The organism is Photobacterium sp. DA100 (assembly GCF_029223585.1).
Classification (GTDB): domain Bacteria; phylum Pseudomonadota; class Gammaproteobacteria; order Enterobacterales; family Vibrionaceae; genus Photobacterium.
Genome location: NZ_CP119423.1, coordinates 1320917 through 1332899, shown reverse-complemented (window position 1 = coordinate 1332899; position 11983 = coordinate 1320917). Strand labels below are relative to the sequence as shown.

The 11983-nt window shown below is 46.5% G+C and carries 10 protein-coding genes; 6 read left to right on the top strand and 4 right to left on the bottom strand.

Annotated elements, in window-relative coordinates; genetic code table 11:
• Nucleotides 1–77: 77 nt before the first annotated feature.
• Together pdxY and PTW35_RS06470 are read right to left on the bottom strand one after the other, a co-directional pair.
• The gene (pdxY, locus tag PTW35_RS06475) at nt 78–929 is read right to left on the bottom strand and encodes a pyridoxal kinase (protein ID WP_281026996.1); all 852 of its coding nucleotides are present in this window, start codon (nt 927–929) and stop codon (nt 78–80) included.
• Between the two features lie 351 nt (nt 930–1280).
• On the bottom strand, nt 1281–2567 hold the full coding sequence (locus PTW35_RS06470) for a serine hydrolase (RefSeq protein WP_281026995.1): 1287 nt from the start codon (nt 2565–2567) through the stop codon (nt 1281–1283).
• A 328-nt stretch (nt 2568–2895) separates the two neighbouring features.
• Here PTW35_RS06470 and PTW35_RS06465 point away from each other — a divergent pair, with 328 nt between their 5' ends.
• The 6 genes from PTW35_RS06465 to PTW35_RS06440 all read left to right on the top strand — a co-directional run bounded on the left by PTW35_RS06465 (nt 2896) and on the right by PTW35_RS06440 (nt 9028).
• Entirely contained in the window at nt 2896–3108 is a 213-nt protein-coding gene (locus PTW35_RS06465; RefSeq protein ID WP_281026994.1) for a DUF1656 domain-containing protein, read from the top strand.
• Nucleotides 3109–3118: 10 nt separating this feature from the next.
• A complete protein-coding gene (locus PTW35_RS06460; protein ID WP_281026993.1) occupies nt 3119–3982 on the top strand; it encodes an HlyD family secretion protein in 864 nt (287 codons plus the stop codon).
• A 9-nt stretch (nt 3983–3991) separates the two neighbouring features.
• Nucleotides 3992–5371: an FUSC family protein gene (locus tag PTW35_RS06455; protein WP_281027453.1), complete on the top strand. Its 1380-nt coding sequence runs from the start codon at nt 3992–3994 to the stop codon at nt 5369–5371.
• A 260-nt stretch (nt 5372–5631) separates the two neighbouring features.
• Entirely contained in the window at nt 5632–6390 is a 759-nt protein-coding gene (locus PTW35_RS06450; RefSeq protein ID WP_281026992.1) for a hypothetical protein, read from the top strand.
• A 407-nt stretch (nt 6391–6797) separates the two neighbouring features.
• Nucleotides 6798–8351 carry a hypothetical protein gene (locus tag PTW35_RS06445; protein WP_281027452.1) on the top strand — a complete coding sequence of 518 codons (1554 nt, stop codon included), beginning with the start codon at nt 6798–6800 and terminating at the stop codon, nt 8349–8351.
• A 338-nt stretch (nt 8352–8689) separates the two neighbouring features.
• The gene (locus tag PTW35_RS06440) at nt 8690–9028 is read left to right on the top strand and encodes a cytosolic protein (protein WP_281026991.1); all 339 of its coding nucleotides are present in this window, start codon (nt 8690–8692) and stop codon (nt 9026–9028) included.
• 226 nt (nt 9029–9254) lie between these two features.
• Here PTW35_RS06440 and nspC read toward each other — a convergent pair whose 3' ends face one another.
• Nucleotides 9255–10394 (bottom strand): carboxynorspermidine decarboxylase, encoded by a 1140-nt coding sequence (gene nspC / locus PTW35_RS06435; protein ID WP_281026990.1) that lies wholly within the window; start codon nt 10392–10394, stop codon nt 9255–9257.
• 303 nt (nt 10395–10697) lie between these two features.
• Nucleotides 10698–11942, bottom strand: a complete 1245-nt coding sequence (locus PTW35_RS06430) for a carboxynorspermidine synthase (protein WP_044623002.1) — start codon at nt 11940–11942, stop codon at nt 10698–10700.
• Between the last annotated feature and the right edge of the window lie 41 nt (nt 11943–11983).

Genomic DNA, 11983 nt, shown 5'->3' with positions numbered 1-11983 from the left:
ATCACAAGATAGCACTTTTTTTGCCATGATAACCAGCGCAATCAACCACCTATAACTCGTATCTCTTGAGCAGGATATCAAATAGAGTATTTCTGTACCGCAAAGTCGTGGGTAGGTTCAACAAACTCATATTGCGCGCTAATGGTTTGTAGCTCATCGCTATCACTATTGAGCGTTGTCTCTAGCACACCATAAAGCGCGTTATTGGTATGACGCAGCGCCGCGACTGGTGACATGTGATTGACTAAACAGGCCGTATAAACAGCAGTGAGAAGGTCGTCGACGCCGACCGGAGCCTTGGCAAATTCAATCCAAGGTCTTTGCACTGAATAGACGTTTTTCGGCGTCGCCAACATCATCGAGACGCTCCCATCAGCAAGGCACGGCACGTGGCTAACTAACACAATTTTCGGGCCTTTCTCCAAAGCCCGCTGACAAGCACGTACGGCGTTTTCTTCATTATCAATGGGGAGTTCAGTGAACAACTGCAACTCCTCTGTCTGACATACCAGAACATCCGCGATCGGCATTAATTGGTCAACAATATAGCGGCATGCCTTTGGGTGAGTTTGGCGCGCTTCACTAGTACGACCAAACAATGGGTGACAAACATATAACGCGCCGACACTGCGTGACTTCACCAGCTTAACCGCCTCATACACCGCTTGATTGTGCGCCAGTGAGCTCTGATACCCAGAGATGATCGCGTTGCATTGATTAAGCCGCTCGTTTCGATCTAGAGCTTGTACTAGATGACAAACGTTTTCCGCCGGATAGCTGAAACTCACTGGGTTCGCGGAACTGTCTGAACACTGCAAGCTGTTAATTGCCCAAGCTTCAACGCCCATGCGCTGAACAGGGAAAACCGTTGAGCTATTGCCTGCCTGACCACAAACCAAATGAGGTTGGATGGAAATAACGCTTTTCATAATGTGAGTTACCTTAGTGATGACCAGTCTTGCCATAGTCGACTGCGAACATGGTACGGAATATTTGTGTGAGGACGGAAGTCAAAAAGCTTATTGGCTGAATACCGAACAGCAACAAGGGAGCCATGCTCCATTCAACACGATACTAAATGCTACTGATAGGTCACGATGTTAGACGCTTTAATCGTATCGCCGATTTCAATGGCTTGATTACCATCAGGCAATGCCTTAATCGTGTATACCTCTAGCGCTTCCTTTCTTGAGCATATTCTCCTCGACAAAAGCCCCGACTTGAGTCGGGGCTAATACAATTCCTTTAGTTAAATACCTACAAACCAAGTAAAAACTGTTTTACTTGTTCGCGAAGTATTTTGCGATTTCTCGGGCATAGGTTTCTTCTTGGTTCTTGCCCGTACTTGTAGAGAAGAACGTAACAACGAGATCTTTGTCCGGCGAAATGTAAATACCCTGACCACCTACACCACCCTTGTATAAATCGCCGTCTTCAAAGATCGTATCGAACATGTAACCGTTCTTGAAGTTCGTGTCGTTATAGAATGAATTCGCCATAACTTTACCGACGTAACCGCCCTCGAACGCTTCTGGATGGCCGGACGCTTGAATGCGTTGAACGACTTTTTCAGAAACCGCACCGTCACCAAGTTTCGCCCCTGATGGGGTTAACAACATACCGAATTTAGCCATATCTTCGATTGTTGAGTTCATAGAGAAGAACATTAATGGATAACCGCCGACCGGAGAAACAACCGTATAAGCATCGTTGTTTGCACCCATTTTCTGCCATAGATCACGGCTGATAATTTCGTTCATTGGCAAGCCGCGTACATTCTCAATAATTCGAGCAAGAACAAACGTGTTAATCGAGTTGTACTCGAATGTTTTGCCCGCCTCTTGGCGGCGTGTCATTTCGCTCAGTACATCAAGCGGCTTTTGTGTTGAATCGCCGTCAAATACCCCGATAGAAACTAACCATTTAAAAAACGGCTGTTCTGGGTTCGTACGTGAATCTGGATTTGGTTCGTCGTGCTCTGTTGCGTTCAAACCTGTAGCCATATTTGCAACGTCGATCACTTTCACTGTATCCCAAGCTGAACCTTTAAGCTCCGGAATGTATTTTGAAACTGGATCTTGTTCCTTAACTTTGCCTTCTTCGACTAGCTTCGCTAGTTCTATACCTGTAGTAATTTTCGAGTTTGAAAACCAATTGTGTTTATCTGTCTTGCGCATTGTGTTGTAGCGCTCGAAAACAATCTCGCCGTTTTTTACAACAAGGAAAGCGTCAACCGGGAAATCATCTAAATGTTCGTTAAGGGTACGTTCTTCGCCTTGAACGGTTGCTTTAATATTCCCAATGTTCGCATCGATAGAGTACGGGAACTGATAAACTGCGCCGTCGCGTTCGATCTGCGCCGTGTTATAAAAACGGCTAATGTTTTGCCAAGCAAAATGTGATTCTGCGATTGGGAATTGAAGCTTCACGCGATTTCCTTTTTCAAGGAAAAATTCGTGTGTCTCTGCAACGACTTTGTTCGTTGTTGTCTCATTAACTATCACGTTGGCCATTGCCGCGCCCGAAGTGATAACTGCTGCAATTGATAAAGCGATTAATTTTTTCATCTGGGTATCTCTCTATAATTAAATCTAATAGTGTTGCCTAAGGTGAACCTTAAATACGAGTTCGTCTGTATCGTGTTGATGGGCTCAGTATTGACGTTTTTTTTGCCGCAAACCAATCGCATATGTAGGACCAGACCCTACATATCCAAATCATCAATCAAATAGGCTGTATTACTTATTAAGGCGCACTTCTGATCTGTCTATTCACGCATTACACCGAAGTAAAGAAATCTCTTCTGGGTTGAAGGATACGACCCTACATACGCGAGTGTTTAATAAGAACAACCACAGTTACTCTCTAGGCAAAGACGCTAAACAGAGAACACTTATGCACGCTATACCTCATGAGATCGTATGGGGTGATGTCTATTTCACTCCACTTCTATTGGTTGCGGCCCTTGCTTATGGGTTTACCCTGCTCGCCACGACAATTTCAGTCAAAACCGGTCTATATCGATACATTGTTCACCCGACACTGGCTGAGATCAGTCTCTTTGTGATCTTTACCGGCATTTTCAGCCAAGTCATTTCGATTGTTTAAGGGGGAGAAGATGATTAAGCGTTATTTGATTACCCTGATTCTGGTACTCAGTGCTGGAGCAGTGATCGCCAACTTTTATTCGGTGTTCACGCAAAATCCGTGGACACGTGATGGCCGCGTCAGTGCGTATATCGTCTCGATTACGCCTCGTGTTACCGGCCAAGTGACCGCCGTTCATATATCAGACAACAGCCAAGTCACTAAAGGCGATCTGCTGTTTGAAATCGACGACAGCTTGTATCAAGCGGCGTATCACAAAGCCATCGCTTCTCAAGAGCAAGCCCAAGCCGCCCTCGACAAAGCGCTCAATGAAGAAAATCGCGCACTCGCGCTGCAAAGCCGCACGCCGGGATCTGTTGCGACGCTGACACTCAATAACTTGAGCAACGCGGTTGACTCGGCCAGGGCCAACCTAAGCCTAACCAAAGCCATGGTTGAAGAGGCTAAGCTCAACCTCGATTACACCAAAGTCTACGCATCAACCGATGGTTTTATTACCAACTTTCATCTGCGGGTGGGATCTCAGGTTGTGGCCAACAGCCCTGTTGTTGCACTGATTGATGCCAACAGTTTCTGGGTAGAGGGCTATTTCAAAGAAACCGACCTAGAGGGCGTGGATCCCAACGACAAAGCTTTTGTGACCTTGTTGATCGACCCAGCCCAACCTTTAGAAGCTGAAGTGACGAGCATCGGCTACGGCATTGCCAAGCAAGATGGCATAACGGGAAATGAGCTACTGCCAACGGTGAATCCCAATTTTCAGTGGATTCGACTCGCTCAACGCATTCCGGTCAAAGTAACGTTAAAACAGAGACCAAACAATGTGCAATTGCGCGTTGGAATGACAGCATCGATAAAAATCATCAAGCAATAAGGTATCATGATGCTCAATCACTCTACAAAAGAAGCGATTAAAGCGGCGTTGGCGATCGTTAGCGCCCTCTGCCTTGCTATCTGGTTTGAGTGGGATAAACCCTACTGGGCCGGTATTACCGCCGCTGTTCTCGCATTGAACGAAACGTTCGCGCACTCGTTGCAAAAAGGGCAAAATAGAGTGCTTGGCGCTTTGATGGGCGCCGGTTACGCGCTATTTTTAATCACCTGTTTCTCCCAAGACCATTTTTTATTTGTCGTTTTCTATACCTTGCTGCTCGCCGCCAGCTTGTTTATGGCGAGCGATGAAAGGCGCGGCTATATCTTTGTTCAAGGGTATACCGTATGCACCATCATCTGTTGTATGGGAGGCTTCGACAGCCTAAACACCTTTGAGTACATCATCCTGCGGTTACAAGAAACCTTACTTGGTATTGGCGTATTTACCTTAATATACCGACTGATTTGGCCTGTTAGCACTGAGACTGTGTTTTGTCATCGCTATTGGGAGTTGCATACCGAGTTACAGCAAGCGCTCAACCACTATCATCATGGCCGGCTGAATAACGAGGCAATAGAAGGTATTCAGCGCAGTGCGAGTCAACTTCATCACTTACTCGAACTCCCCAATCATGGCAGCTATGACTTGCAGTATTATCAGCCGAAATGGTTGGAAAGACTTCGAGAAATAGATGTAATTGTGCATATACTTGAGAGCCTCAGCCATAAGCCCAGTGATTTGTCGAACTATCTCGCAGACATCGAGCGTAACTTAGAATCGACGTGGGAAATGCCTCCCATTGAGCCTCTTCTACCCTCTGATCTACTTGAAATGGCCCGACGTTACTCTAAACACAAGCCTTCGTTAAGGCAACGCAGCCTGAAACAGCATATTGGTGACGATTGGAAAAAGGTGGTACAAGGTACCAGCACGTTTCTCGCCTGTATATTCGCTTGGATCTATTTACCGATACCTGGCGGCTTCGTGTTCCCGATGATTGCCGGCATTTTTGCCACCAATCTTCCTCCCTTACCCACCAGCGCAATAAGAGATGCGTTCTTTGGCGCCGTTGGCTTGGGTGGGTTCTACTTATTACAGTATTCGCTGATCATGCCATCATTCACTGAGCTGTGGCAGTTGCTCACTTTTTACTTCATTAATATTGTCGCCATTTGGAAGGTGTTCGATAACGCACGATTGGGGATCTTTCGAGTCCTTGGGGTTAACTTGTTGTTGGTGCTCTCTTCAAGCGCGTTAAACCTCACTCCTTATTACAATATTGAAATGCCGCTGATGATGTTGGTCTATGTGTTGATCATCTTAGCGATTGCCAAACTTTTTTCGGATCTTCTTACGCCCTGTGAGGCGAAAATCGCGTTCAATAAATAATCATTTACCGTTTCCGCTACCTCACAGAACGTCAAAAGTCGTCAATTCAACAGCCTTAGTTTTCGCCGAGGCTGTTTTTGTTTCATTAAACACTCTGCTTTTGTTCGTTACTCAAAGCAAAAAGCAACGAAACTCTCATCATAAAAACGCTTTTTTAGCCCACATTGTAGGATTAGATCCATCATATGCGATTAACTCGCTTTCAAATTCCCTCATAAAATCTCCACATTCCTATCAATACAACTTGTGGAAAACTTACTATGAACCATTTCCAAAAAGCACTTTTAACCACTCTTATCGGTAGCACTCTTGTTGCAGGCGCTCACGCTGCAGACAATGCAAACAGCGAAGCCCTTGACGCGTCAGATATGACTCGTGCCTACTCAACCTTTTATGTCGGTGCCAGCAACGATGGGGATGTTAAAGCCTCTGCCTCTATCTCCTACCAATACGAAAATGGTATGGAGTCGATGTTCTCGGTAGAAGGGACGATGAACAACGAAGGCGATTATAGCGATAGCCGCTTCCAGTACTTCCACGTGTTCAATACTGGAAACTCAATATCTCCCCGTGTCGCGGTTTCGCTTGATGTCATCGACAATGATACAGCAACCACGGCCGCACTGGGTGCCATTTCAATTTTCCGTACCCCAATTGACTCATTAACCTTTTTTGCGCGTGTCGGCGCACTGACCGGTACTTATTCGGACCAATCAATGAATGCGTTTAACGTGACTGACGATAGCCTGGTTGGCGGAATGGGCGCGGCATACGCGGTCTGGAAAACCGGCCAAGATGGAACTTTCTTAGCGTTATACCCTGAGTTGACTTACTTGAGCGGTGACATCGACTCAACCACAGTAAAAACCACCTTGATGGCAGCGACACCACTGAGCGCGGATAAAACACGTTGGGGCCAAGTTAAGTTTGAAAACACCTCTGGCAGCATGGAGTCGAGCAGTAAATCCGTCGACATCAATGAGAATCGCGTATGGTTTAACTACAAAGTGTACCTATAAGTCTCTCATTTAATCTGTCCTACTGTCCTTAAATCAGCCTGCGTGAAAACGCAGGCTTTTTTTGTTAGGCCAATAGGTGAGGTCCATTTCGCTGGCGCCTATACGGGAGGATCTCATCCTCCAAACCCGATTATTGGCGCGCAGTGTTCGACGATAAAATCATTGCCAAGCCCACTGAGTAAAAAAAGGGCTGCAAACACAACCACATAGAACAAGGCGGTTCTGTGATTAGCAAACCATCGCATTTTCTTAGGGGTGAAAAACGATGGATTTGGAGCAAAACGACTATGCGTAAACTAGCAAACAAACCGATTTTACTGACTGCACTTATCAGCTCACTCATCAGCTTTGGCAGCCTAGGTACGGAACAACAACAGATCACTGACACTCAATCCCTTACAGAAATCATGGCTCATGGTCAAGAGGTATTTAATCGCTATGGCATCAGCGACGATTTGCCGCGATTGGGTTTAAGCTCCCTAACTGCTGGAGAGCACTTAGTTGAACATGTTGAGCGCCAAATCACTATCGGCGACCAAGTGCGCAAATCTCGTGTTTTTCTGGTCAAAAATACCGATGAAAAAGGCAATATTGATTTACGTATCAAGTACAACCCCAATGAACTGGATGAGCAAGATGATGCGATCAGCGAAATTGAGCGCAACACTCGCACAGAATATCGATTGCGTGACTACGCACAAAGCTACGACCCAACCAGCGTTACAGCTACAGACTTGCCCGATGGCACAAGTGTAGTGAGCTTCAATTATTCTAAATATGGTTTGCCGCAAGACATCGCGTACTTTCGCTTCATGCGTGTCAATATCACTGTAAAAGATGGCGTGCCTCAGCTGATGACCATTACCAATGCCAAACCCTTTGATTATGATGGTGTCCGTGTCGCCAGCTATCGCCAAACCATAACTTTCGCGACGCTCGGTAGTGGCAAACTGCCCCTAAGCAAAAAAGCGATCGACATTAACGGCACTAAGAAGAGCCAACCTGTTCATGTCAGTTCCGTCGCTCAACCTGTAGCACTTTATAGTGAAGAGCGCGGCGTGGACATCATTCATCAAGCACTACTCACCGAAGTATCAGACCCACGCATTCGTGAAGTGAGTGTCAAACTGGATCGCACCTTTCCATTAATGGGAGACATAGTACGAAGAAAAGGGATTGATCTGCCACTACCGTATGGGGTATCTGTGGCCTATAGAAATCAAAACATGAACATTCCCTTTAACGACTTTACCATCAATGGTGTCAGGCTGAATGACCTGTTTGATCCTGGGGGTTCGATTGGGACGGTCAAAGCCGAGAGTCTAAACATTCGTGGTGATATCAACATTCTTCCTTTTTGGAATGTGTTTGGCTACATCGGCAAAATTAACGTCGATGCTAAAGTAGATGCTGAGTACACCGGCGCTGCGGGAGAGTTCATCCGTGATAAGCTTAACCAATTACCAGCCCTGCCCGGACGCCCTGGACTTGGTGATAAGTTCTGTGATAGTGAAACTTATGGTCGCTTGTGTCACACAGGCAATGTTGAGATCCCCTTGCACCTCGAATACGATTTACGTGGTATCGGCACCACACTCTCCGTTGGGTATCGCGAGTTTTTTGCATCGGTGACAGGCACTGTCTCACAAACACGCCTGAAAGGAATCACTGATTGGGGCGAACCCATTGCCACCATTCAACCTATGCTTGGCTATCAGTTGGTTGACTATCGTGCACAACTCTTTGTCGGGGCAGAATACCAAGGCCTAGAACCACGCATGGATGGGCACGTTAAAGCCGGCGATATCGAGTTCGATTACGACATAGGCGTAGATTTGAACAAATGGGCTTATGTTGTCGGGTTTAATAAGCAATTTGACAGAAACTACAATCTGACCTTTATGTATAACAAAGGCGAAACGCGAGATTCGATGACGTTAAATTTTGGTTATCGTTTCTAACGTCACTCTTTGTGCGCCTAGCTTAGCCCCCACTGAGCTTGGCGCATTCTCTTTTAATAAGTATTTGAACACTATCGGCTTGTGCTAGCAATTAGAGCTTTTCATTTACACTGAGTTAAAACATCACAGAGAGCCATTAGAGAACATATTGCTACTCAGTTATCAGGTGACAGGAAGAAACCAGTTTGTTATCGCAGAAAGGGGCAAAAACGTGTTTCAAGTTAGCCTAGTAAATATCTGGAAATGGCACAGAATTACCGCCTTTAGCAACTAAATCTCTACTACGCCCTACCCTGATAGTGATAAGATCTCCGCATCAGAATTACCGAGAAACTCTAATGTTTATCCATCATGTTAACGGCATCGACTGGCTGGTGATTACAGCTTTTGAAGAACTGAAAACTATATTTATCGAAGAAGCCGGTGCGATCCCCTCTTGCTTCTCTACCGCCAGCGAATTGAACCTGATTGATCAAGCCAAGCGCACTTATGGATATTTGCCTACACTCAGCGGCGTAATCACCGATACTGGCACTTTTCAAAGCAAGGATAACGAAGAAGATTTGAACCCACAGCTTGCCTGCCTCGTTGAGGGTCGTGGTCGGGTGTTTATCTATCACGGCGGCTTTGTGGCTTTTGTGGATGACGAGAAAACCTTTATTACCCGAATAGGCTGAAAATTATTCAGCAAGTTAAAATCAGCGAATTGTCATCCCTAGCAAGAAATTGGGCAAAAGTGTGTCAGCAATAATTCTACTGATTGTGATATGGACATCAGCGTCTTAGCGCTGACCGCTTTTTCATAAGGGGGGATTTCCCACCCGTTATCAATAAAAAAGGGATCTAAGCCTGACTTAGATCCCCTATAACCTCTCCGCAGCCTAACCGGACGGCGTTTCTATATCACGATACCGACCACTGCGACAACGAACGCTTGAAGTCGTCGTAGCCAAACTCGTTAAGCATTTGGATATCGCCGTTGCTGCGCTCGCAGTAGATAGACGGCATCTTCAGACCATTGAACCAGTTCAATTTCACCATGGTGTAGCCCGCGCTATCCATGATGTGAAGCTTCTGGCCAATCTCTAGCGGCTGGTCAAAGTTAGCGACACAGAACTGATCGCCGGCCAGGCATGAACAAGAACCGATCACGTATTCGTGCTCGCCGTTGTCAGACGCTTCAAACACCGAGGCTGGCTCGTCGTAGATAAGGGTATCCAAACGGTGAGCTTCGGTGGCCGAATCAACGATAGCGGTCTTTTTCACGTTTTCAACGATGTCTACCACTGTCACCACAAGGTCAGTGGTTTTAGTGATGATCGCTTCACCCGGCTCAAGGTACATTTGCACACCGTGTTTCTCAGAGAATGCTTTTAGCGCAAGTCCTAGCTTCTCGATATCATAGCCCGGCCAGGTAAAGAATACGCCGCCCCCCATGCTTACCCAATCGAGCTTATTAAGGTATTCGCCAAACTGCTCTGAGATTGAGTCCAACAGGCCAATAAACGCATCTACGTCTTTGTTCTCACAGTTCATGTGGAACATCACACCATCAATATCGTCAAAGACTTCTGGTTTGATATGGTCAGCCTGTACACCCAAGCGGGAGAACTGACGGGCTGGGTTTGCCAGATCTTGGCCTGCGTAGCTCACCCCAGGGTTCAGGCGCAGGCCCAGCGATGCTTTGCCTTCTACGATATGGCGGTAAGCCGCTAGCTGGCTTTGCGAGTTGAAGATCATCTTGTCGCAGATATCTGCCACTTCACGAACGTCATCTTCGCTGTAACCCACGCTGTAAGCGTGCGTTTCGCCGCCGAATGTTTCGTAGCCCAGCTTCACTTCAAACGGGCCGCTGCTGGTTGTGCCGTCTAGGTATGGCTTGATGATGTCAAACACGCCCCAGGTTGAGAAACACTTCAGGGCCAATACCAGTTTTACACCTGAAAGCTCTTTGAGCTGCTTGGCTTTTTCTAAGTTGGCAATCAGCTTATCTTCATTGATCATGAAGTAAGGTGTTTTCAATTCTTCTTTCTTAAATGTCATTGTTCTGTTCCGCGTTCAGGTTTGTCTGCCTGATAGTTGCTTGAGATATTTCTCTGCTTAGTAACTCACTGCGTTCAGACAGGACAAAGCAAATAAATATCCCAAGCAACAACCAATCTATGTATCCAAACCTAATCAATCGTACTAAGAAGGGAGCAGTAGCTGCTCCCTTCTAATCTTACTTTTCCAAATACGGTTCTGAGCGCCGGTGATTCTCTTCAGGGCTAGGAGGAAGCACGGAGTTTATAGTCATAAATGAGTACTTCCGACACCGCCATGGAGAGAAACAACCAGCTCAGGGCCTTATTTCAGAATCTTGATGTCAGGCTGACCAACTTCCAGCTCCTGAACATGCCAATCTAGACCGATTTCTGGCATGGTTTCTAGGAACGGATCTGGGTCTAGCTGCTCCATGTTGAACACGCCTTTGTCTGCCCACTTGCCACGGAAGTACTGAAGTGCTGCAGTGATCGCCGGTACACCAGTGGTGTAAGAGATCGCTTGGTGCTCAACATCTTCGTAGGCCACTTCGTGATCAGCATTGTTGTAGATGAAGACAGAACGCTCTTTGCCGTCTTTCTTACCCTGAACCCAAGTACCGATACAGGTTTTACCTGTGTAGCCCGGCGCTAGAGAGGTTGGATCTGGCAGTAGTGCTTTCAGTACGTGTAGTGGCTGAACCACAGTGCCGTCGTGCAGTGTTAGCGGATCCGGGCTCAGTAGACCGATATCACGCATACAGTTGAAGTAGTTCAGGTACTTGTCACCGAAGCCCATCCAGAATTCGATGCGCTTAGCTGGGATGAATTCTTTCATCGAGCGAACTTCATCGTGCGCCATTGAGTAAACTTTGTGAGTGCCCACTAGTGGGAAGTCAAACTCAAGCATACGTGAGTGACACGGTACTTGTTTCCACTCTTCGTTTTCCCAGTAGAAAGAGTCACCCTGGATTTCCAGCATGTTAGTTTCTGGGTCGAAGTTGGTGGCAAACTTCTTGCCGTGGTCGCCCGCATTAACGTCCATTACGTCAATGGTGTCGATTTCGTCGAACAGGTGCTTAACCGCGTACGCTGCAAATACAGATACTACGCCTGGATCGAAGCCAGCACCTAGGATACCGGTGATGCCCGCTTGTTCGAACTTCTCGCGGTAACCCCACTGCCAATCGTACGCTTCTGGTACTTGCTGGCCTTCAGAACATAGATCTACCGCTACAGATGTGTCTAGGTAAGAAACTTTTGCCTGGTAACATGCTTCCATGATGGCCATGTTTACCCATGGAGGACCAGCATTGATCACAAGATCAGGCTGAACTTCTTTGATTAGTGCCACTAGCGCGTCAACGTCATCTGCATTCACAGCACGTGCTTCTAGCTTCTTAGATGGGTCTTTCAAGTTGTTCTTTTTCTTGATCGACTCAATGATTTTCTCACACTTGCCAACTGTGCGAGAGGCGATAGTAATATCACCTAGAACATCGTTATTCTGAGCCGCTTTATGTGCAACTACCCAGCCAACACCACCAGCACCAATCTGTAGAATTGCCATTTCTTCTTTATTCCATAATTAAATGAGTGAGTGTTCCGGCA

Coding starts and splice junctions, on each gene's coding strand:
- PTW35_RS06440 (WP_281026991.1), top strand. CDS start 8,690: ATGTTTATCCATCATGTTAACGGCATCGACTGGCTGGTGATTACAGCT.
- PTW35_RS06450 (WP_281026992.1), top strand. CDS start 5,632: ATGAACCATTTCCAAAAAGCACTTTTAACCACTCTTATCGGTAGCACT.
- PTW35_RS06465 (WP_281026994.1), top strand. CDS start 2,896: ATGCACGCTATACCTCATGAGATCGTATGGGGTGATGTCTATTTCACT.
- PTW35_RS06455 (WP_281027453.1), top strand. CDS start 3,992: ATGCTCAATCACTCTACAAAAGAAGCGATTAAAGCGGCGTTGGCGATC.
- pdxY (WP_281026996.1), bottom strand. CDS start 929: ATGAAAAGCGTTATTTCCATCCAACCTCATTTGGTTTGTGGTCAGGCA.
- PTW35_RS06470 (WP_281026995.1), bottom strand. CDS start 2,567: ATGAAAAAATTAATCGCTTTATCAATTGCAGCAGTTATCACTTCGGGC.
- PTW35_RS06445 (WP_281027452.1), top strand. CDS start 6,798: ATGGCTCATGGTCAAGAGGTATTTAATCGCTATGGCATCAGCGACGAT.
- PTW35_RS06460 (WP_281026993.1), top strand. CDS start 3,119: ATGATTAAGCGTTATTTGATTACCCTGATTCTGGTACTCAGTGCTGGA.
- nspC (WP_281026990.1), bottom strand. CDS start 10,394: ATGACATTTAAGAAAGAAGAATTGAAAACACCTTACTTCATGATCAAT.
- PTW35_RS06430 (WP_044623002.1), bottom strand. CDS start 11,942: ATGGCAATTCTACAGATTGGTGCTGGTGGTGTTGGCTGGGTAGTTGCA.